Origin of the sequence: Rhodococcus sp. USK10 (genome assembly GCF_019378875.1) — a bacterium.
In the GTDB taxonomy this organism is placed as follows: domain Bacteria; phylum Actinomycetota; class Actinomycetes; order Mycobacteriales; family Mycobacteriaceae; genus Rhodococcus_F; species Rhodococcus_F pseudokoreensis.
Genome location: NZ_CP076048.1, coordinates 7,098,539 through 7,120,029, shown reverse-complemented (window position 1 = coordinate 7,120,029; position 21,491 = coordinate 7,098,539). Strand labels below are relative to the sequence as shown.

Here is a 21,491-nt window from a genome sequence, read left to right as displayed (position 1 = left end):
CAGTCGTTAGGCTGACAGTTCACAGCTGCCCCGGGCCCGAGCAGAGGATCACCAATGCGCAGACTTCGGAACCTGACGATACTTCTCTCGGCGCTCGCCCTCGGCGGGTCACTCGTGACCGGGTGCGGCTCCGACACGGACGACGCCGGGTCCGCCGACTCGTCCGGTGCGAGTCCCACCTCGGAGTCCTCCGGGCCGCCCAACCCGGCCGCCGTCGCGGGCGTCGACATTCCCGACGGCCAGATCGACGACGCCGTGGGCCGCCTCGACGACCTGGCGAACGAGTTGATGGAGAGCTCCGGACTGCCGGGCATGGCGGTCGCCGTCGTCCACGGCGGGCAGACCGTCTACGCGAAGGGATTCGGTGTGCGTGAGGCGGGCACGGATCAGAAGGTGGACGCCGACACCGTGTTCCAGCTGGCGTCGATGTCGAAGCCGGTGGGGTCGACGGTGGTGGCCCGTCAGGTCGATGCCGGCGTCATCGGCTGGGACACTCCTGTGGTGTCCAAGCTGCCCGGTTTCGCCCTCGCCGACCCGTGGGTCACCGAGCACGTCACGGTGGGCGATCTGTACTCACACCGGTCGGGATTGCCCGATCACGCCGGCGACCACCTCGAGGACCTGGGGTACAACCAGCAGCAGGTGCTCGACAAACTCCGGCTCGACCCGCTGAACCCGTTCCGGATCACCTACGAGTACACCAACTTCGGCCTCACCGCGGCAGCCGAGGCCGTCGCGGCGGCATCGGGGACGGATTGGGCGACGCTCTCCGAGCAGGCGATCTACGGGCCGCTGGGGATGTCGTCCACGAGTTCGCGGTTCGCCGACTACGAGACCCGCAGCGACCGCGCCGTCGCGCACCAACTCGTCGACGGCAAGTACGTCGCCGATGCGGTACGCAACCCCGACGCGCAGTCCCCCGCCGGTGGGGTGAGCTCGTCCGTCAACGACATGGGCAAATGGCTGGCAATGCTGCTGGCCGACGGGACGTTCGAGGGCAAGGAGATCGTCTCCCCCGAGGCGCTGCAACCGGCGGTCAGTCCTCAGATCGTGTCCAGCCCACCGCGTTCGATGGACAGCCGTCCGGGGTCGTACGGTTACGGGTTCAACGTCTCGACCACCCCGGCAGGCCGGGTCTCCCTCAGCCACTCCGGCGCGTTCCAGCTCGGGGTGGCGACGAACTTCGTCGCGATACCGTCCGCCGACGTCGCGATCGTCGCCCTCACCAACGGCTCGCCCGTCGGAATTCCCGAAACCCTCACCGCCGAGTTCGCCGACCTCGTCCAGTTCGGGGAAATCCGCGAGGACTGGAGATCGTTGTACCGGCAGGCCATCTCGCCGATGTCCGACCCCGAGGGCAGTCTCGTCGGCCAGACGGCCCCCGCGAACGCGGCACCAGCGCAGCCGCTCCCGACCTATGCGGGCACGTACAACAACGCGTACTGGGGCCCCGCGGTCGTCACCGAGAGCAACGGCGCGCTCACGCTCGGGCTCGGGCCCGCCGGGCAGACGTACCCCCTGACACATTGGGACGGCGACACCTTCACGTTCACGCTCAGCGGGGAGAACGCTCCGCCCGGAACCATTTCCAAGGCCACGTTCGCCGGCAACGACGTCACACTCGAGTACTACGACACCGAAGACAACGGGACATTCGTCCGCTGAGCCGACACAATCGACGGGGAGAAGATCATGAGCACCAACTCGCATGCACCGACGGGAACCGATCGCACGGAGACTGCGAATGTCCGGGTGGTCCGGGCATTCCTGGACGCCCTCGTCGCCGGCGACCCGGACGCCGCGCAACAGTATCTCCACGACGACATCGTGTGGCACAACGTGTCGCTGCCGAAGATCCGCGGCATCGGCGCCGTCATGCGGATCTTCCGCGGAATGAGCCGTCCCGGTTTCGGATTCGACGTGCGCCTGCACCACATCGCCGACGACGGAACGGCCGTGCTGACCGAACGTACCGACGTCCTGATCTACAAGCGGCTGCGCAGCGAATTCTGGGTGTGCGGCACGTTCGAGATGAGGGACGGCAAGATCGCCGTCTGGCGCGACTACTTCAGCAACCGGGATGTCCTCTGGGGCACCCCTCAAAGGCATCGTGCGCGCGTTCTGACGTGTCCGACCGATGTCACCTCGGTCCGATCGGATCGGGGTGACATCGGGCGGATCACGCTGCGGGGCAGGCGCCTACGGCGTCGGCCCGAACTCCTCCAGCATCTCCGTCACCAGCGCCGCGATCGGCGAACGCTCACTGCGCGTCAACGTGATGTGCGCGAACAGCGGATGCCCCTTGAGCTTCTCGATCACCGCGGCCACGCCGTCATGACGTCCGACCCTCAGGTTGTCGCGCTGTGCGACGTCGTGAGTGAGGATCACCCGGGACCCGGTGCCCAGCCGGGACAGCACCGTGAGCAGCACGTTGCGTTCCAGCGACTGCGCCTCGTCCACGATCACGAACGAATCGTGCAGTGACCGTCCGCGAATATGCGTGAGCGGCAGCACTTCCAGCATGCCGCGGCTGATCACCTCGTCCATCACCTCGGTGCTGGCCAGTCCGTCGAGAGTGTCGAAGACCGCCTGGGCCCACGGACCCATCTTCTCGCTCTCACTGCCCGGCAGATAGCCGAGCTCCTGGCCGCCGACCGCGTAGAGCGGCCGGAAGACAACGACTTTCCGCTGAGTGCGACGCTCCAGGACCGCCTCCAGCCCCGCCGTCAACGCCAGCGCCGACTTGCCGGTGCCCGCCTTGCCGCCGAGCGACACGATGCCCACGCTGTCGTCGAGCAGGATGTCGAGGGCGATCCGCTGCTCGGCCGAACGTCCGTGCAGGCCGAACGCCTCCCGCTCCCCCCGCACCAGCTGCACCCGCTTGTCGGCGTTCACCCGGCCCAGCGCACTCGACGAACCACCCAGCAGCCGAATACCCGTGTGGCACGGAAGCTCCCGGGCCTCCTCCAGGTCGACGACGCCTTCGGAGAACAGCTCGTCGATCGACGAGGACGCCACGTCCAACTCGGTCATACCCGTCCATCCAGACGGAACGACGTCGTGGGCGTGGTATTCGTCGGCGGGAAGACCCACCGCACCGGCCTTCACCCGCAGCGGGATGTCCTTGCTGACCAGGACGACGTCACCGCCCTCGGCCTCGAGGTTCAGCGCACAGGCCAGGATCCTCGAATCGTTGCTGTCCGTGCGGAATCCGACCGGCAGAAGCGACGGATCGGTGTGATTCAGCTCGACCTGCAGGGTGCCGCCGTCCGTGCCGATCGGCACGGGCTGGTCGAGTCGACCGTACTCGAGACGAAGGTCGTCGAGCATACGCAGCGATTCTCTTGCGAACCATCCCAACTCGTGGTGATGCCGCTTCCCTTCGAGCTCGCTGATCACGACGAGGGGAAGCACCACGCGGTGCTCGGCGAACCTGGTGACGGCCCAGGGGTCGGACAGCAGTACGGAGGTATCGAGTACGAACGTACGAAGTGCAGAATCCGACGATTTCCTGGGGGCGACGGACGACTGTCCGGCGCGGGCTGAGACGGAGCGTGAAGCAGTCACGTTGGCTCCTAGGTCTGCGCGGCACCCGCGCAAACTCGGTTCGCTGGACCGGTCCGTCCCTGGTGTGTCACCACACGAGGGCCGGGCGCCGGCCCCCTCGCACTGAGTGTGTCAGCCACGATCAGGACCTCCCGTACAAGCAACTTCCCCGCTGCCTGTTACCCCCGACGGTACTGCCAAACACGCCGATCGGCTGACCGAGCGGCGGGCGTGTCGGTGAACAACTGGTTACACGGAGAAGGCGCTTCGCGCCCGTGCGTGGTTGACGAGTCTCTGCACTCGTCAACCACGCACGGGCGGCGGAGCCGCCTAGATCAGGCGCCAGTCCTCGAGACCCTCGTACAGCGGGAAGTCGGCGGCGAGCTTCGACACGCGGGCCTTCAGCGTCTCGACGTCGGACGCACCGGCGAGCGCGGTGCCGATGATGTCGGCGACCTCGGTGAACTGCTCGTCGCCGAATCCGCGGGACGCGAGCGCGGCGGTGCCGATCCGGAGGCCGGACGTGACCATCGGGGGGCGCGGGTCGAACGGCACGGCGTTGCGGTTGACGGTGATGCCGACCTCGTGGAGGAGGTCCTCACCCTGCTGGCCGTCCAGCTGCGAGTTGCGCAGGTCGACGAGCACGAGGTGTACGTCGGTGCCACCGGTGAGGACGCTGACGCCCTTGTCCACGACATCCGAGCCGGTCAGACGCTCGGCGAGGATCTTCGCGCCGGTGAGGGTGCGCTGCTGACGGTCCTTGAACTCCTCGGTGCCCGCGATCTTCAGGGAGACGGCCTTGGCGGCGATGGCGTGCATCAGCGGCCCGCCCTGCTGGCCGGGGAACACGGCGGAGTTGAGCTTCTTCGCCCACTCCTGCTTGGCGAGGATCAGACCGGAGCGGGGTCCGCCGAGTGTCTTGTGGACGGTGCTGGACACGACGTCGGCGTAGGGCACGGGCGACGGGTGGAGCCCGGCCGCGACCAGGCCCGCGAAGTGCGCCATGTCGACCCACAGGTACGCGCCGACCTCGTCGGCGATGGACCGGAACGCGGCGAAGTCCTCGTGCCGCGGGTACGCGGACCAGCCGGCGACGATGACCTTCGGCTGCGCGGCGACGGCGATCTTGCGGACCTCGTCCATGTCGATGCGGTGGTCTTCCTTGCTGACCCCGTACGACTCGACGTCGTAGAGCTTGCCGGAGAAGTTCAGCTTCATGCCGTGCGTGAGGTGACCGCCGTGCGCCAGGTCGAGACCGAGGAGCTTCTCACCCGGGTTCATCAGGGCCATCAGGACCGCTGCGTTGGCCTGCGCGCCGGAGTGCGGCTGGACGTTCGCGAAGTCGGCGCCGAACAGTTCCTTCGCCCGGGTGCGGGCGAGGTCCTCGACGATGTCGACGTGCTCGCAGCCGCCGTAGTACCGGCGTCCCGGGTACCCTTCGGCGTACTTGTTGGTGAGGACGCTGCCCTGAGCCTGGAGGACGGCGCGGGGAACGAAGTTCTCCGACGCGATCATCTCCAGCGTGTCGCGCTGACGGGCCAGCTCACCTGCCATGGCCTGGGCGACTTCGGGGTCGAGTTCGGCGAGGGGGGCCGTGTTGACGTCGGTACCGGGCACAGCGGTCATCGAGGAATCTCCAAGCTGGATGCGGAAACGAATGCTCCCAGTCTACGAACTACCCGTGAGGACTTCCTAACCGCCCGCGGTGAGGTATCCCTCACCGGCACGCAGGACGCTGGGAACGAGCGGCTCGTCGAGCAACCGGCGGAACCGTTCCGACCGCTCGGCGCCGACCGGCACCTCCGCCAGCCAGCCCCCGAGCAGGCGGTACCCCTCCACGTAGGTGCTGGTGTACGCCCGCCACAGCGGCGAGGACAGGAAGCGCAGCGACTGCCGGGCCCGCTCGGGGGTCGACAGGCTCCACCGCTGCAGGAACGCCGCGACGTCGTCGTGGCTGCGGCCCTCGTCGTGCAGCATCATCGCCGCGTCCTGCCGCACCCCGAGCAGCTGTCCGGACGCCCCGGACAGGCGTTGCGCCTGCTCACCGTCGAATCGCAGCCCGAGGTCGGCGTAGATTTCCTGCGCCCACAGCCCCCAGTCGGACCCGACGATCGCTTCGAGCGCGAGGTCGGCGAGGCCCTCGGCCATCAGGCACTGCGGGGTGTTGACGACGAACAGCGTCTGCTCGAGTTGTCCCGCGCCGACGAGTCCGGCTTCCTTCCGGCAGTGCTCGGTGTGGTGACCGGGGTACGACTCGTGCGCGATCAGCCGCGGCAGGTTCGCCATGTGCTGCTCGAGGTCGGAGTTGATCGCGACCTTCGAGCGGTAGTCGCCGAGGTAGTAGTTGAACCCGGACCACGGCTTGTCGCCCACCACCTCGTACTCCACCACCTCGGACTCGGGCAGCGCGTAGTGCTGCCGCACCAGGTCGCGCAGGGCGCTCGAGAAGGCGTCGACGCATTCCTGCAACCGGTCGGCGGGAATCGCGTCCTTCGCGCGGTGGATCCGGATGCGCTCGGCCAGCGGTCCCGGGCCGGGCAGCACGGCGTCCATCTTCCGGTGCGCCTCCCGGTACTGCTCCTCGTCGCCGCGTTCGATGCGGACGTCGAAGTACGCCTCGACCTCGTCGACGAAGCCGACGTCGTCACCCGCGAATTTGCGCCCCGAGCATTCGAGGGCGCGCAGGTGGACGTCGAGGAACCGAGTCCGTTCCTCGGACAGTCCCGCCGACGGCAACTCCGCGCGGAGGTTCGCCGCCGTCCGGGCGAGGTCGCGCGGATCGGGCTTCGGCGCGTTCTCCACCTGCCTGCGCAGCGCGGGATCGCCGGTGTACGCGTCGACAAATCCTTCCTCCAGCCGGTCGAAACCCAGCCCGAGCAGCAAGTATTCGCGAACGAACGAATCGGATTCCATGCCGTCCGACCTTAGTCGCAGACACGTCTGCCTGACCCGCCGACAGCGCAGCCTGTGGCACCAAGCACAATCCGACTATGCAACCGCTACTCGCCAGCGCGACGACGACGGCAGAGATTCTGGGCATGGACCGCTCACTCCCCCGTGTACCCGAGTGTGAGCGGAACTGATGGCGCGGACGAGCGAGTCCAGTCCGTACGTCGAATTCGACCGGAAACAGTGGCGCACACTGCGTAAGTCGACGCCGCTCGTCCTCACCGAGGAAGAGCTGTACGGACTGCGTGGCCTCGGCGAGCAGATCGACCTCGAGGAGGTCGCGGAGGTCTACCTGCCGCTGTCGCGTCTCATCCACCTGCAGGTGGCGGCCCGGCAGCGACTGTTCGCCGCGACCGCGACGTTCCTCGGCGAAAAGCATCCCGACCAGCAGGTGCCGTTCGTGATCGGCGTCGCGGGCAGCGTGGCGGTCGGCAAGTCCACCACGGCGCGTGTCCTGCAGGCGCTCCTCGCGCGCTGGGAGCACCATCCGCGGGTCGACCTGGTGACGACGGACGGCTTCCTGTACCCGACGGCCGAGTTGAACCGCCGCGGAATCATGCACCGCAAGGGCTTTCCCGAGAGTTACGACCGCCGCAAGCTGCTGCGCTTCGTCACCGAGGTGAAGTCGGGGGCCGAAGAAGTGGCCGCACCGGTCTATTCGCACATCTCGTACGACATCATCCCCGGTCAGTACCATCTGATCCGGCAGCCGGACATCCTCATCATCGAGGGTCTCAACGTGCTGCAGACCGGGCCCCGGCTGATGGTGTCGGACCTGTTCGACTTCTCGATCTACGTCGACGGCCGGATCGAGGACATCGAGAACTGGTACATCCAGCGATTTCTCGCGCTCCGGAAGACGTCGTTCTCCGACCCCGACGCGCATTTCCACCACTACGCCGGACTGTCCGACCGGGACGCGACGTCTGCCGCGCAGGAGATCTGGCACAACATCAACCGGCCGAATCTGGTGGAGAACATCCTGCCGACGCGGCCGCGCGCGACGCTCGTGCTCCGCAAGGATGCCAATCATTCGATCAACCGGCTCCGCCTGCGCAAGCTGTAGGTGAGTGGCGAAGTGTGTTCCGGCACGCTTCGCCGCTCACGTCAGACGCCGAAGCGGCGGTGCCGGGCGGCGTAGTCGCGCAGCGCCCGGAGGAAGTCGACGCGGCGGAACTCCGGCCAGTACGCCTCCGTGAACCAGATCTCGGAGTACGCGCTCTGCCACAGCAGGAACCCCGACAGCCGCTGTTCCCCCGACGTACGGATCACGAGGTCGGGGTCGGGCTGACCGGACGTGTAGAGGTGGCCGTCGATGCCGTCGATGGTGATCGATTTCACGAGTTCGTCGCCCGCCAGTCCGGCGAGGAGTTTCTCGCTGAGCAGCGACTGCACGGCGTCGGCGATCTCCTGGCGCCCGCCGTAGCCGATCGCGACGTTGACGTGGGTGCCGGTGCGACCCTCGGTTCCGTCGGCCGCATCCCGCAGACGACGGGACTGTTCGGCGGGCAGGAGGTCGAGGGCGCCGACGATCTTGACGCTCCAGTTCTTGTCCGGTCCGGAGATCTCCTCGACGACGTCGGTGATGATCTCGAGCAGGGTGTCGAGTTCCTCGGGGTCGCGGCGCAGGTTCTCGGTGGACAGCAGGTAGATGGTGGCCATCTCGATGCCCGCGGCGTCGCACCAGCCGAGCATCTCGGAGATCTTGAGGGCGCCCATGCGGTGGCCGTGGCTGACGTCCTCGAAGCCGTTCTCCCGGGCCCACCGCCGGTTGCCGTCGCACATCACGGCTATGTGCCGGGGGTGCTGTAGACCGTCGAGCCGCTTGAGTAGCCGACGCTCGTAGATGCTGTACAGCAGTCCTCGCGCACTCACCTGGAGATCACCATGACAGGCAAGACTACGCCGCGGCCGTAGGTGATCCGCGACGGCCGTCACACAGCGCACGACTTCCTGCTACCGACGGGTACGCTCTCACCACAAGCTAACCTACGGTTGCGTAGGTTAGCGCCACGCACAGTGAGAAGAGGTGTTCAGTGACCGCTTTCGGCCTCGACGAATTGCCCGTCAAGCCCCGACTGCGAGGGTGGATCCACCTGTGGGCGTTCGGCGTCTCCGTGATCGCCGGCCTCGTCCTCGTCACGCTGTCGGGCACCCAGGTGTCCGGGGAAGCGGCGCTCGCCACCGCCGTCTACAGCCTCACGGTGTGCGGTGTGTTCGGGGTCAGCGCCACCTACCACCGCATCCACTGGAACACGGTCGCGGCCCGCACATGGATGAAGCGCGCGGACCATTCGATGATCTTCCTGTTCATCGCAGGCAGTTACACCCCGTTCGCGGTGCTGGGGCTGCCGCCCGACACGGGCCGGACGCTGCTGATCGTCGTGTGGGCGGGAGCACTCGCCGGGGTCGCGCTGAAGATGCTGTGGCCGACGGCGCCGCGCTGGGTCGGGGTGCCGCTGTACCTGCTGCTCGGCTGGGCCATCGTCCCGGTGGCACCCGAACTGACGCACGAAGTCGGCGTCCTCCCGATGCTGCTGTTGCTGATCGGCGGCATCCTGTACTCGGTCGGGGCGATCCTCTACGCCACCAAGTGGCCCAATCCGTGGCCCACCACGTTCGGGCATCACGAGTTCTTCCACGCCGCCACCGTCATCGCGGCGCTGTGCCACTACATCGCCGTGTGGCTGGTGGTGTTCCGGTAGGCCGGACTACCGGCTCAACGCGGCGGCAAGGTCCTCGGCCGTCGATACCGGGCGGTCGCACACGAACCCGCGGCACACGTACGCCGCCGACGCACCGCCGACCAGCGGCCGGTCGGCGAGCAGCGGCGACGAGTCCGGTTCGCCGCCGATTACGACGGCACCGCCGGGAGCGAGCCTGCGCGCCTCCCGCAGCAGCGCGGAATCGCCGTCGGTGGCCACCGCCACCTGGATCGGGCCGCGCACCGAGGCCTCGGCCACCGCGAGCCAGTGCCCGGCCGATCGCGGCGCGCGCTCCAGCAGCAGCGCCACCCGGTCGAGCGATGCGGCGGCCGCGGTCGCGTACCGGCCCGAGGCGTCCGCGTCGGCCACCGCGGCCGCGGTGAGCAGCGCCTCGGCCAGGCACGACGCCCCGGACGGCGTCGCACCGTCGACCGGGTCGCGGGGACGGGTCACGAGGGTTTCGGCGTCGTCGGCGGTGTCGAACCAGCTGCCCGGCCTCTGGTCGTCGGCGAAATGGATCAGTGCGCGGTCGACCAGCGACTGCGCGTGCGCCAGCCATTCGGTGCCGCCGGTCGCCTGATACAACGCGAGCAGCCCCGTCGCCAGGCAGGCGTAGTCCTCGAGCACCCCGGCCGACTCGCCCACCGACGTTCCCAGGGACGCCCGCCGCAGGCGACCGTCCACGACGTGCAGGTCCAGCAGCGCGCGCGCACACTCGGCGGCGGCGTCCACCCATTCCGGTCTGCCGAGACCGGCGCCGGCCTCGGCCAGTGCGGTGATCGCGAGGCCGTTCCAGGCGGTGACCACCTTGTCGTCGCGGCCCGGCTGCGGCCGCGTCGCGCGACGGGCGAGCAGTGTGTCCCGGATCCGGCGCCAACGGTCCCAGTCGTCCGGATCGCGCGGGAGTTGCAGAACCGACGCGCCCGCCTCGAACGTCCCGTCCGAGGTCACCGCGAACACCCCGGCCGCCCACTCGCCGTCGTCCGGTCCGAGGACGTCGGCGAGCTGTTCCGGGGTCCACACGTACGTGAGCCCCTCGACGCCCTCGGTGTCGGCGTCGAGTGCGGACGCGAACGAACCGCTTTCCGTGCGCAGGTCGCGCAGCAGGAACCCGACGGTTTCCTCGGTGACGCGGACCGCCAGATCCGAGCCCGTGCGCCTGCCCAGGTGCGCGTAGGCGCGCAGCAGCTGGGCGTTGTCGTAGAGCATCTTCTCGAAGTGCGGCACCACCCATGCGGCGTCGACCGAATAGCGGGCGAAACCGCCGCCGAGCTGGTCGTAGATGCCGCCGCGCGCCATCGCCGACGCCGTCCGCGTCACGACGCCAAGTACGTCGTCGTCGCCGGACCGCTCGTACGTGCGCAGCAGGCCTTCCATCAGCGCGGACGGCGGGAACTTGGGGGCTCCCCCGAACCCGCCGCGTTCGGCGTCCTCGTCGCGCAGCACGGTCCCGGCGGCAGCGTCCAGCAGGGCCGCGGTCACCCGGACGTCACCCTCGGGGACGCCGCCGGCCCCGCGCCGCAGTTCCGCGACCACCGAGGCGGCCGCGTCGTCGACGTCGCCGCGGCGGTCCCGCCACGTGTCGGCGATGGCCCCCAGCAGCTGGGTGAACGACGGCATCCCACCGCGCGGTTCGGCCGGGTAGTAGGTGCCGCAGTAGAACGGGGCCCCGTCCGGGGTGAGGAAACACGTCATCGGCCAGCCGCCCTGGCCGGTCATCGCGACCGTGGCGTTCATGTACACGGCGTCGAGGTCGGGACGCTCCTCACGGTCGACCTTGACGCACACGAAATGCTCGTTCATCAGCGACGCCACCGCCTCGTCCTCGAAGGACTCGTGGGCCATGACGTGGCACCAGTGGCACGCCGAGTATCCGATCGACAGCAGGATCGGGACGTCCCGTTCCCGCGCCCACTCGGTCGCCTCGGGACCCCACTGTTGCCAGTGCACCGGGTTGTCGGCGTGCTGCCGTAGATAGGGGCTCGTGGACCCACCGAGCGTGTTGTGTTCGCGTGGGTCCATGTCCAGCTCCTGTTCGACTACTTCTGCAGGTTCGGCGGAGTGTCCGTGGGCTTCGGCGGTTCGGTCTTGCCCGCGCCGCCGCCGTGGATCGCGCCGCGGTCGGTGCCCTCGTCCACTTCCTGGTCCGGTTCGGGGTGTTCCGGCTCGAACGTCTCGGGCAGGTTCTTGAGCTTCTTGTTCATCGACCGCACCAGCAACACCACGCCCGCGAGCAGCGCGAGAATGACGACGAGGCCGATGGGCGACGCCTTGCCGAACTCGGGACCGGACGGGGTGCTCGGCGTCTGCGCCAGGATGTCCGCCGCGCCGGCCACGATGTTCACCGTCAACGCATTCACTGCTGTCCGTCCTCGTGGATGCCCGCGAACAGATCGCTCTCCGGGATGGAGGTCGTGACCCGCGTCTTGGCGAGCTCGAATTCCTCGGTCGGCCAGATCTTCTGCTGGATCTCGAGCGGAACCGCGAAGAACGAGCCGTTCGGGTCGATCTGCGTCGCGTGGGCGCGCAACGCGTCGTCACGCTGCGGGAAATAATCGCCACACGTGATCTGGGTGGTGACGCGCGCCATCAAATCACCCTGCTCGGTCTTCCACTTCTTGAGCCACTCGGCCATCGGGAATTCTTCGCCGCGGCGGTCGTACTCCTCCTGAAACTGCAGGAGGCGCTTCCGGATGAAGCCGTGCGAGTAGTAGACCTTCTGCACCTTCCACGGCTCCCCGGCGTCGGGGAACTGCTCCGGGTCGGCGGCGGCCTCGTAGGCGGCCATCGACACCTCGTGGCAGCGGATGTGATCGGGGTGCGGGTAGCCGCCGTTCTCGTCGTACGTGGTCATGACGTGCGGACGGAACTCGCGGATGACGCGCACCAGCGCCTCGGTCGACTCCTCGAGCGGAACGAGCGCGAAGCAGCCCTCCGGCAGCGGCGGCTTCGGGTCGCCTTCCGGCAGTCCGGAGTCCACGAATCCCAGCCACTGGTGCTGGACTCCGAGGATGCGGGCGGCCTCGGCCATCTCCTCGATGCGCACCTCGTGGATGCGGTCACGCACCCCGGGCACGTCCATCGCGGGGTTGAGGATGTCGCCACGTTCACCACCGGTCAACGTCACGACCTTCACTTCGTTGCCCTCTGCGGCGTAACGGGCCGTTGTCGCCGCACCCTTGCTCGACTCGTCGTCGGGATGCGCATGGACGGCCATGAGCCGGAATCCGCTCACGTATTCGTTCACCTCAACTTCGCCAGTAGCCGTTGCCGGCTTGTCCGTGTCGCGCGCTCTCGCCTCCGCCATCGCTGACGGCGCACCGACGCACGTCCTCTATAGTTCCACCCGAGAGTTCCGCTTGCAGCCGTGCCCCCGCTCGAGTGCTGTGAGTTACGTGGAACCGGAGCGGTACGAGAGTTGAGAGATGACGAGAACGCTTCCCCCGGGCCGATACACAGCCGCGGCAAAGCCTGCGCGCCCGAAGCGCTGGCTCGTGTGGGCGCTCTCCGCGGCGGTCGTCGTCGTCGGTGTGATCGTGGCGTTCGTCGCATACGAGAAGTTCGCCGTCTCCGAGATCGACAGTGAAGCCACGTCGTTCGATCTGGTGAGTGAGTCACAGCTCGACATCACGTTCACGGTCACCCGGGAGGATCCGTCCCGTGCCGCGGTGTGCATCGTCCGCTCCCGCTCCAAGGACGGTTCCGAGACCGGCCGGCGCGAGGTGTACATCGCCGGCGGCGACAGCCAGACGGTGAAAGTCACCGCTCCCGTCTACACGTCGCGCCCCCCTGCGATGGGCGACATCTACGGCTGCAGCCTGGACGTTCCGGCCTATCTGACCGGCGGCTGACACCCGCGCAGCCGAGCGACCGTTCGGGTTATTCGGGGTTTGCGCTCCCCGATCGTGCTAGAATCGCCTGGTACACGGTTCCGTTTGGAACCGTGTATTGCTGCATTGGCGGCAAGGCGGAACACGAACGGCCCCGGCCGTCGAATCCGCCGAGCCGTTGATCACTGCTGTTGCAGTGGTCTGTCGAGGGAGCCCGGCGGCTCCAACTACGAGGGAGTGATCGAGATGACCGAGACCCAGGTGACCTGGCTGACCCAGGAGTCACATGACAGGCTCAAGAGCGAACTCGACCAGCTCATTGCCAATCGTCCGGTCATCGCCGCCGAGATCAACGAGCGTCGCGAAGAGGGCGATCTGAAGGAGAACGGTGGCTACCACGCGGCCCGAGAAGAGCAGGGTCAGCAGGAGGCGCGCATCCGTCAGCTCCAGGAACTGCTGAACAGCGCGAAGGTCGGCGAGGCCCCCACCCAGTCCGGTGTCGCACTGCCCGGTTCCGTGGTGAAGGTCTACTACGACGGCGACGAGAAGGACACCGAGACGTTCCTGATCGCGACCCGCGAAGAGGGTGCACGCGACAACAAGCTCGAGGTGTACTCGCCCAACTCCCCGCTGGGCGGCGCACTGCTCGAGGCGAAGGTCGGCGAGACCCGCGAATACACGCTGCCCAACGGCAGCAGCATGAAGGTGACGCTCGTCAGCGCGGAGCCGTACCACAGCTGATCTCGGATCAACCGCCGAAAACTCCGGTCCGGGCCCAGTGCCCGGGCCGGAGTTTTTTGCGTCGACCCCCGCGGATGTGATCAGAAGACCCGGCGGGCCTTCATGTCGGCGAACACGGGTCCGATGCGCACCACGTCTCCCGTCGTCGGGGCGTGCAGCATCTGTCCGTTTCCGACGTAGATCGCCACGTGACCCGGCCCACCCGACTGCCAGTTGCCGAACAGCAGGTCTCCGGGCCTGGCCTCCGACAGCGGCACCTCCACACCGACGTTCCACTGCGTTTCCGACGTGCGGGGCAGTGCGACGCCGGTGGCGGCGTACACGGCGAACGAGGTCAGCCCCGAGCAGTCGAACCCGCCGCCGGACGGTCCGTTGATGTTGCCGCCGCCCCACACGTACGGCAGGCCGATGAACCGCATGGCCGCCTCCACGACGCGGCTCGTGTCACCGGCGGCCGCACCGTAGAAGAACGGCGACAGCATCCGCGCGAACGACTCCTCGAGCGATCGGATGCGTGCGACGTACGGCTGCGTTTCGTGCTCGTAGTCGAACTTGCCGGCGGGCATACCCCCGGCGGTCCGGACCGCACCCGCACCGGCGTTGTAGGCGGCGATCGTGAGGTCGAGGGTGTCGCCCTTGACCACACCCTCCTTCTTCCACCCGTCGATCTGCCCGAACAGGTCGCACAGCATCTGACCGGACGCCATCATCGGGTCGGCGACGCCGTTGATGTCTACCTTGCCGTCGCCGTCCGCGTCCTTGCCGTACCTCGCCCAGGCTTCGGGCATGAACTGGCCGGGGCCGCGGGCACCAGCCCGGGACACCGGTGACGTCGCGCCGTAGCGGAACCCGTTCTCGACCGAGTACAGGGCCGCCAGCGTCGGCGGCTTGATGCCCTCACACAGCGATCCGGCCTTCCGGATCCACGGCGCGAAGACGGCGATGGCGCCGACGGGCGCGAGCGAGACACCCGGAAACCCGGCGGGGACGGACGGGATCAGCGATCCGAGTCCGCTGATGAGAGCCGGTACCCCCGGCAGAGCGGCGAGGCCCCCGATCGCGGTTCCGGCGTCGGGGGCACTCATCACGGGCGGCTGGTCGAGCGGGGTGTCCGGCAGGGCCAGCGGCGGAACCGGGGCAGGCGGCGGCGCCGCCTCCAGGGCAGGCGGCGGCGGAATGTAGGGGTCGGTTGCCTGCTTCACGACATCCGAGGCCTGCGCCACCATCTGCTCGGCCTGCGCACGGGCCGGATCCGGGAGGGTCGATATTGCGTCGTTTACCTGTTTCTGAACGTCGGGTGAGGCCTGCTCGACCACCTGAATTGCTTCTGCTGCCTGATCTTTCACCGGCTGCGGTATGTCCGCTCCCTGAACGATGGCCCCCGCTGCGGTGGTGATCGCCACGATGATCGCCGCTGCATCAACTGACATACGTGCGCTCCTCCTCCTCGGTGCACCTAACCGAGTGAGTTCACGTTACGACGGGGCACAGCAGATCCGAGGCGATTCTGCGGGATTGATCCGTTTCCTACCGTGACCTGCGGGATAGCGGCACCCGGCGAATCCTGCCGACTCGATCACCCAGTCACTGGCACGAATCGCTCGCTGAGGATCTCGACCAGGTACGCCGGATCCGTGGTCTCGTCGTCCAACGCCGCGAGGAGTGACGCGCGCCGAGCCTGCGAGATCGGTTCGATTCCCCCGAAGATCTGCCACGTGTCGCCCGCCGGGACGACGCGCGCACAGATCAGATTCCCGGCGTGCAGTTGGTGGCTTGCGGTGACTTCCCTGATGTCGCGCCGGTCGCCGGTGCGCAGGTCCCGCAGTGTCAGACCCGCACCCGGCCGGACCTCCTCCACCTCGTGCAGCGACCGTTCGACTTCCTGCCACTGCCGCGCGAGTGCGAACTCGTCCGGGGGCAGCAGGTCGCCGCGGCACTCGACGAAGTCGGCGAATGCACCGCCCTCGAAGAGTGCGACGTCGGTGACCAGAGGGTCCTCCAACGCCTGGTACAGCGCGGCGTCGCCCGCCCAGTTCTCGGAACGGATCTCGGCGTAGTCGACGATCTGATCGCGCCAGCCGAGTTCCTGCGCGTGCAACTTCGCCTTCTGGTACAGCCACCCGGCCCGCTCGGACAGGGCATGGTCACCCTTGCCGAGGTGGCACGTCTTGTACTTCCTTCCCGACCCGCACCAGCAGGGATGGTTGCGGCCCAGCCCCGGCCGGGGCGTCGGCTGAAAGTATTCGAGCACCGCGTGCAGCGGCTCCGCATCCCCGCCGGCCATCCGGTTCAGCAATGACAGCCCGCGGACGGCATCGCCGCGGTCCGAGGCGAAACGGGCAAGGTCGAAGAGCGCGAGATCGAACGCTCCATCCAGGACGAGCGCGTGCTCGTAGTGTTCTTCGGCCTGTTTCGGGAAGCCCTCCATCTCGGTGGCCCGGCCGGCGATCCACGACGCTGCCGCTTTCACTTCGCGCGGTCCCGACACGAGCAGCCGCTGCGCGGCGACCAGGAGCACCTCGGGCTCGACGTCCAAGTCGAACAACTCCTGCGCGGCGACTTCCATGACAGCCGGATCGGCGAGGGCCGCGTAGAGCTCCGGCTTGTCGAAGAATCTCGCCTGGATGTCCTGGTTCTCGTCTTCCTCGAGAGCCGTGACCAGCGACACCAGCGCGGCGACGGCCACCGCCGCATCCATCGGCACCCCGAGTTCGTCGGCGTACACGCCGATCATCAGGTCCCGGCCGTAGGCCTCGAAATCGAATCCACGAGCCGCGACGAGTTGCCCGGACCTGTCGAAGCCGGCGGCCTCGACTATGTCCGCCAACGGCAGCGTCGGCACGGTGAACGCCACCGGATCGTCGACCAGGAGGTGCCAGAACTCCTCCTCGAGGTCGAGCACCGAAGTCTCGCTCAGCCGACGAGTGAGCCGCAGCGCAAGCTCGGGTGCGTCCGCAACCGGCTCGCCGACGAAGTCGAGGCGCACCCCGCTGTCCGTGGCGATCACCGCCAGAAGGTCTCCGGGAGAACACTGCGCGAGAGCGCCCCGGGGAAGGACGAGCACCTCCTCGTCCGACCAGCTCGCGCCGACGCCTCCTCTCGCGGCGAGTTCGTCGGCCTCGTCCTCGAAGAACACGACCTCGAAGCCGTCGACGTCAGGCTCCCCGGATGCAAGGTGCAGGAGTGAGCTGAAATCGTCCGGCTCCACGACGTCGGCCGCGATCTCCTCCGCGGTGAGGCGGTGCGTGAGGACGCGTCCCGCGAGCAGAACGTCGAGCGCCACCTTCCGGTCGTCGGGGAGAATTCCGAGAAGCGGCGCGTCGAACTCCTCCACGTAGTCGATCAGTTCGTCGACACCTCCCCAGCCCGAATCCGCAAGGGCGACTGTCAGCTCGCGGTCGGACAGGGGGCCGCGCTCCCGCAGCACACCCAGAGCGGCATCGAGCAGTTCGTCATGGTCCGCGATCACGGATCCGATCGTAGTGACGACTCCGTCACAGCGGTGGCTGTCGGGCACGACTGCGCACTCGGCGCGGAGAGTCAGATTCTTCCCAGGTTGTTCTAAGGTTCGTCGGGGAAGCTGGTCGGCATGAGTGAAGACCGACGGATTTCCCGCCTGCTTCCCGTTCGCCGCGTGTTGGCGGCAGCCGGAATCGCCGGACTGGTCGCCGGTGGCGGTATGGCGGCGGCCGCGGATCCTGCGACCCCCGATTCGACGGTGGCGGCGCCCCTCGTCTCGGCCGGATTCGGCGCACCGGACGCCGTGTCCAGCGGTTCCTGAGATCCCGCACCCGGAGACCCACCACATGACCAGCGCACGTAGCGCAACGGAATGGTCCACCTGGGGTGTGCACGCGCGGATCGTCGTCACCGACCCCGACGCCCTGAGCTCGGCGTCGAACCTGATCCGCGGTTACCTCGCGGCCGCCGACGCCGCCGTCAACCGGGACCGCGCCGACGCCGAGATCCGCGGGCTCGACGAGGGCCCGAACACGGTGACCCCGATGTTCGCGCGGTTCCTCACCGACGCCCTTGCCGCGGCGCGCACCACCGACGGCGCCCTCGACCCCACGGTGTCGGCGCCCGCACCCCACTCGTGGCGGTCGATCACCGTCGACGGCACCGAGGTCACGCTCCCCGCCGGGGTGGAACTCGACCTGACGGCCACCGCGCGGGCGAGTTCCGCCGACCACTGCGCGTCGACGACGGCGGAGTTGCTCGGGTGCGGCGTCCTGGTCGCGCTCGGCGGCGACATCGCCACGGCCGGGGCCACGCCGCCGGGCGGCTGGCAGGTCCAGGTCCAGGATCTGCCGGGCGATCCCACCTGCCAGGTGTCGATCCCGTCCGGTGCGGCCGTCGCGACCGCCAGCACCGTCAAGCCCCTGCACCCCGACTCCGTGTCGTTGTGGCGGACCGTGTCGGTGGTCGCCGGGTCCTGCACCACGGCGCACGCGTCGAGCACGGCGGCGGTCGGGATGGGCGGCGGCGCGGTCGACTGGCTCACCAACCTGGAGTTGCCGGCCCGGCTGGTCGATCAGGAGTTCCGGGTGATCACCCTGGGCGGGTGGCCGAGCTAGGTCCGGCCTTATTCCTGCAGTCGGACCGCGTACCGGGCGTCGCGGAGGGCCTCGAGGAGATCCTGCCGGTGCCCGGGACCGCGGGTCTCGACGGTGAGGAACACCTCCACCTCGTCGAGTGCGAGCGCGCCGCCGGTGCGGGAGTGGACGACGTCGACGACGCTGGCGCCGTTGCCGCTGATCACGCCGAGGAGGCTGACCAGACCACCCGGTCGGTCCGGAATGGTCACGTGCACACCGAGATACCGGCCGGCCGCGCGGAGACCGTGATTGACGACGTGGGTGAGCAGCAACGGGTCGATGTTGCCGCCGGACAGCACCGCGCACACCTTGCCGGTGAGTCCCAGCTCTTCGGTGGAGCAGCTGATCAACGCGGCGACCGCCGCCGCGCCCGCGGGCTCCACGATGAGCTTCGCGCGCTCGAGGCACAGGAGCAGCGCCCGCGACAGTGCGTCCTCACTGACCGTGACGATGGCGTCGACCTGGGAGCCGACGTGAGCGAACGGCACGTCGCCGGGGCGGCCGACCGCGATACCGTCTGCCATGGTCGACATGGTCTCCAGCGGAATCGGGCGACCCTCCGCCAGCGACCGCGGCCAGGCTGCCGCCTGCTCGGCCTGGACGCCGACGATCCGCACGTCGGGCCGCGTGGCCTTCACCGCCGCGGCGATGCCCGCGATCAGGCCGCCCCCGCCGGTCGGGACGACGATGGTGCCGACGTCGGGTTCCTGCTCGAGAATCTCGAGTCCGACGGTCCCCTGCCCGGCGACGATGTCGACGTGGTCGAAGGGATGGATGAGGATGGCGCCGGTCTCGTCGGCGAACGCCTTCGCGGCGACGAGTGCGTCGTCCACCGTGTCGCCGGTGAGGTGGACGGTCGCGCCGTACGCCTTGGTGGCGACGAGTTTCGGCAGGGGGGCACCGGTGGGCATGAAGACGGTCGACGGGATGCCCAGCTCGGTGGCGGCCCAGGCCACGCCCTGCGCGTGATTGCCGGCACTGGCCGCCACGACCCCGCCGGCCCGTTCCGCGACCGAGAGATTCGCGATCCGGTTGTATGCACCACGAGGTTTGAAAGATCCTGTGCGCTGCAGATTTTCACACTTCAGCGACACGACGTGCCCGCATCGTTCCGACAGCGCCCGGGACGCGATCACCGGCGTCCGGCGCATGACGGGGTCCAGCAGCTTACGGGCTGCTCTGATCTGATCCAGCGTGACAGGCTCCACGCGGGCCAGCATAGGGCGCTCCGCGCCCCGTGCGTGGTTACCGAGTGCAGAGACTCCTTAACCACGCACGGGCGGCGAAGCCGCCTACTTCAGCGCCTGCTCGATGTCACCCACCAGATCGGCGGCGTCCTCGATGCCGACGGACAGGCGCACCAGGTCGTCCGGCACCTCGAGGAGCGAACCGGCGGTCGAGGCGTGGGTCATGGCGCCCGGGTGCTCGATGAGCGATTCGACGCCGCCGAGCGACTCGGCGAGCGTGAAGATCTCGGTGCGCGAGCAGAAGTCCAGCGCGGCCTGCTTGCCGCCGGCGAGGCGGACCGAGATCATGCCGCCGAAGCGGCGCATCTGCTTCTCCGCGACCTTGTGGCCGGGATGCGACTCGAGTCCGGGGTAGATCACCTGCGACACCGCCGAGTGCCCGCTGAGCAGTTCGACGACCTTCTCGGCGTTGTCGCTGTGCCGCTCCATGCGCAGCGACAGGGTCTTGATGCCGCGGAGGGTGAGGAACGCGTCGAACGGTCCGGGGACCGCGCCTGCACCGTTCTGCAGGAACGCGAACGCCGTGTCGAGTTCTTCGTCGTTGGTGACGAGTGCGCCGCCGACGACGTCGGAGTGCCCGCCGATGTACTTGGTGGTCGAGTGCAGCGCGACGTCGGCGCCGAGCTGCAGCGGCTGCTGCAGGTACGGCGACGCGAACGTGTTGTCGACGACGATCTTCGCGCCGGCTTCGTGCGCGATGTCGGACAGTGCCTCGATGTCACCGATGTTGAGGAGGGGGTTGGTGGGCGTCTCGACCCACACGAGCTTGGTGTTCGGCCGGATGGCCGCCCGGACCGCGTCCACATCGGACACCGCGGCCGGCGTGTACTCGATGCCCCACTGCGTGAAGACCTTGTCGATCAGACGGAACGTTCCGCCGTAGGCGTCGTTCGGGATGACGAGGTGGTCGCCGGGGCGGAGCGCGGCACGGAGCAGGCAGTCGGTGGCGGCCATGCCCGAGCCGAAGGCGCGACCGTACGTGCCCGACTCGAGGGCTGCGAGGTTGGCCTCGAGCGGTCGTCGGGTGGGGTTGCCGGTGCGGGCGTATTCGAATCCGTTCCGCATGCCGCCGACGCCGTCCTGTGCGAACGTCGAACTCGCGTAGATGGGGACGTTGACGGCGCCCGTCTGCGGGTCCGGGTCGAATCCTGCGTGCACGGCCTTGGTGGAGAACCCCTGCCAGCTGATGTTGTCCGCTTTGCTGCGCTGCTCACTCATGGCCCCAAGCCTAGTGGGGACCTAATTCTCCAGATACTCCGCGATGGCGAAGGCGACGTCGAGCTTGGTCGCGTCGCTGACGGAGGGGTCGAGCGCGTTGACGATGATGCTGTGCTGCGGTGTGAGCAGGGCCATGGCCACGACGTCGAGGACCACCCCGCCGAACGCGGCGGACCGGGGGTCGGCGACGACGTTCGTCCCGTTCCGCATCTCGACGATGACGGCGGGATCGGTGACCTGCGGCCTGACCGACACGGTGAGGGTGCTCATCACGTTGGTCGGTCCCTTGGACCACGAGCAGGTCGGGTCGGTCGATCCGGGGAGGACGGCCTCGGTGAGATGCGGCCGGTCCGAGACGAGCCGTCCGAGCGCCTTCGTCAGCGCGGTGCAGTCGGCGGACGCCTCCGAAGGCGACGTGTCCGAGGACACCGATCCGACGTCCGTCGATCCCGGCTGTGCGACGGCGGCACCCTCGATGCTGTTCCCGCATCCGGCGGCGGCGAACCCGAGCAGGACGACCGGGACCACCAGGACACGACGCAGACGAACACTCACTGTGAACTCCCCCTCACGGACACCGGACCGGCGCCCCGCTGTGCACCGTACGTTCCGTCCGCAGCGGGGACCAGTCTTCTCGCGTCGTGCCCTCGACGTGTC

At 68.5% G+C, this 21,491-nt stretch carries 19 protein-coding genes and 1 pseudogene; 8 read left to right on the top strand and 12 right to left on the bottom strand.

Annotated features, from left to right (window positions below; translation table 11 throughout):
• Positions 1-54: 54 nt before the first annotated feature.
• Positions 55-1,665 carry a serine hydrolase gene (locus tag I1A62_RS39610; protein WP_219457716.1) on the top strand — a complete coding sequence of 537 codons (1,611 nt, stop codon included), beginning with the start codon at positions 55-57 and terminating at the stop codon, positions 1,663-1,665.
• A 27-nt stretch (positions 1,666-1,692) separates the two neighbouring features.
• Positions 1,693-2,125: pseudogene (locus tag I1A62_RS39605) on the top strand (limonene-1,2-epoxide hydrolase family protein).
• A gap of 74 nt (positions 2,126-2,199) precedes the next feature.
• Here I1A62_RS39605 and I1A62_RS39600 read toward each other — a convergent pair.
• The 3 genes from I1A62_RS39600 to I1A62_RS39590 form a co-directional block, all read right to left on the bottom strand.
• Positions 2,200-3,567: a PhoH family protein gene (locus I1A62_RS39600; RefSeq protein ID WP_160103132.1), complete on the bottom strand. Its 1,368-nt coding sequence runs from the start codon at positions 3,565-3,567 to the stop codon at positions 2,200-2,202.
• Positions 3,568-3,876: 309 nt separating this feature from the next.
• Positions 3,877-5,172, bottom strand: coding sequence for a serine hydroxymethyltransferase (gene glyA / locus I1A62_RS39595; RefSeq protein ID WP_124389426.1), 1,296 nt, complete (start codon positions 5,170-5,172; stop codon positions 3,877-3,879).
• A 66-nt stretch (positions 5,173-5,238) separates the two neighbouring features.
• A complete protein-coding gene (locus I1A62_RS39590; protein WP_124389425.1) occupies positions 5,239-6,459 on the bottom strand; it encodes a DUF885 domain-containing protein in 1,221 nt (406 codons plus the stop codon).
• 169 nt (positions 6,460-6,628) lie between these two features.
• Here I1A62_RS39590 and coaA point away from each other — a divergent pair, with 169 nt between their 5' ends.
• Positions 6,629-7,561 (top strand): type I pantothenate kinase, encoded by a 933-nt coding sequence (coaA, locus tag I1A62_RS39585; protein WP_124389424.1) that lies wholly within the window; start codon positions 6,629-6,631, stop codon positions 7,559-7,561.
• Between the two features lie 41 nt (positions 7,562-7,602).
• On the opposite strand, the gene I1A62_RS39580 is transcribed toward coaA, so the two are convergent.
• The gene (locus I1A62_RS39580; RefSeq protein ID WP_219457714.1) at positions 7,603-8,370 is read right to left on the bottom strand and encodes an isoprenyl transferase; all 768 of its coding nucleotides are present in this window, start codon (positions 8,368-8,370) and stop codon (positions 7,603-7,605) included.
• 161 nt (positions 8,371-8,531) lie between these two features.
• On the opposite strand from I1A62_RS39580, the gene I1A62_RS39575 reads away from it, so the two are divergent.
• Positions 8,532-9,200 carry a hemolysin III family protein gene (locus I1A62_RS39575; protein WP_124389422.1) on the top strand — a complete coding sequence of 223 codons (669 nt, stop codon included), beginning with the start codon at positions 8,532-8,534 and terminating at the stop codon, positions 9,198-9,200.
• 6 nt (positions 9,201-9,206) lie between these two features.
• Here I1A62_RS39575 and I1A62_RS39570 read toward each other — a convergent pair whose 3' ends face one another.
• The 3 genes from I1A62_RS39570 to mca are packed head-to-tail and all read right to left on the bottom strand — an operon-like array spanning position 9,207 to position 12,435.
• The gene (locus I1A62_RS39570) at positions 9,207-11,222 is read right to left on the bottom strand and encodes a thioredoxin domain-containing protein (RefSeq protein ID WP_219457712.1); all 2,016 of its coding nucleotides are present in this window, start codon (positions 11,220-11,222) and stop codon (positions 9,207-9,209) included.
• 17 nt (positions 11,223-11,239) lie between these two features.
• Entirely contained in the window at positions 11,240-11,560 is a 321-nt protein-coding gene (locus tag I1A62_RS39565) for a hypothetical protein (protein WP_072940693.1), read from the bottom strand.
• Positions 11,557-12,435, bottom strand: coding sequence for a mycothiol conjugate amidase Mca (mca, locus tag I1A62_RS39560; RefSeq protein WP_087555983.1), 879 nt, complete (start codon positions 12,433-12,435; stop codon positions 11,557-11,559). Before mca ends, I1A62_RS39565 begins: the two co-directional genes overlap by 4 nt.
• Positions 12,436-12,625: 190 nt before the next feature.
• Here mca and I1A62_RS39555 point away from each other — a divergent pair, with 190 nt between their 5' ends.
• Together I1A62_RS39555 and greA are read left to right on the top strand one after the other, a co-directional pair.
• The gene (locus I1A62_RS39555; RefSeq protein WP_124389420.1) at positions 12,626-13,051 is read left to right on the top strand and encodes a DUF4307 domain-containing protein; all 426 of its coding nucleotides are present in this window, start codon (positions 12,626-12,628) and stop codon (positions 13,049-13,051) included.
• A gap of 225 nt (positions 13,052-13,276) precedes the next feature.
• A complete protein-coding gene (gene greA, locus I1A62_RS39550) occupies positions 13,277-13,771 on the top strand; it encodes a transcription elongation factor GreA (RefSeq protein WP_005238978.1) in 495 nt (164 codons plus the stop codon).
• 80 nt (positions 13,772-13,851) lie between these two features.
• Here the strand turns inward: greA and I1A62_RS39545 are convergent, their stop codons facing one another.
• Both I1A62_RS39545 and I1A62_RS39540 read right to left on the bottom strand, forming a co-directional pair.
• Positions 13,852-15,201: a bifunctional lytic transglycosylase/C40 family peptidase gene (locus I1A62_RS39545; RefSeq protein WP_124389419.1), complete on the bottom strand. Its 1,350-nt coding sequence runs from the start codon at positions 15,199-15,201 to the stop codon at positions 13,852-13,854.
• 146 nt (positions 15,202-15,347) lie between these two features.
• Positions 15,348-17,240, bottom strand: coding sequence for a YecA family protein (locus I1A62_RS39540; RefSeq protein ID WP_219457710.1), 1,893 nt, complete (start codon positions 17,238-17,240; stop codon positions 15,348-15,350).
• Between the two features lie 120 nt (positions 17,241-17,360).
• Here I1A62_RS39540 and I1A62_RS39535 point away from each other — a divergent pair, with 120 nt between their 5' ends.
• Positions 17,361-17,552: a hypothetical protein gene (locus I1A62_RS39535; RefSeq protein WP_009479096.1), complete on the top strand. Its 192-nt coding sequence runs from the start codon at positions 17,361-17,363 to the stop codon at positions 17,550-17,552.
• A 25-nt stretch (positions 17,553-17,577) separates the two neighbouring features.
• Positions 17,578-18,348: an FAD:protein FMN transferase gene (locus tag I1A62_RS39530; RefSeq protein WP_124389417.1), complete on the top strand. Its 771-nt coding sequence runs from the start codon at positions 17,578-17,580 to the stop codon at positions 18,346-18,348.
• Between the two features lie 8 nt (positions 18,349-18,356).
• Here I1A62_RS39530 and ilvA read toward each other — a convergent pair whose 3' ends face one another.
• The 3 genes from ilvA to I1A62_RS39515 form a co-directional block, all read right to left on the bottom strand.
• On the bottom strand, positions 18,357-19,589 hold the full coding sequence (ilvA, locus tag I1A62_RS39525; RefSeq protein WP_124389416.1) for a threonine ammonia-lyase: 1,233 nt from the start codon (positions 19,587-19,589) through the stop codon (positions 18,357-18,359).
• Between the two features lie 72 nt (positions 19,590-19,661).
• A complete protein-coding gene (locus I1A62_RS39520; RefSeq protein WP_087555687.1) occupies positions 19,662-20,834 on the bottom strand; it encodes a cystathionine gamma-synthase in 1,173 nt (390 codons plus the stop codon).
• 21 nt (positions 20,835-20,855) lie between these two features.
• Positions 20,856-21,389 carry a hypothetical protein gene (locus I1A62_RS39515; protein ID WP_219457708.1) on the bottom strand — a complete coding sequence of 178 codons (534 nt, stop codon included), beginning with the start codon at positions 21,387-21,389 and terminating at the stop codon, positions 20,856-20,858.
• Between the last annotated feature and the right edge of the window lie 102 nt (positions 21,390-21,491).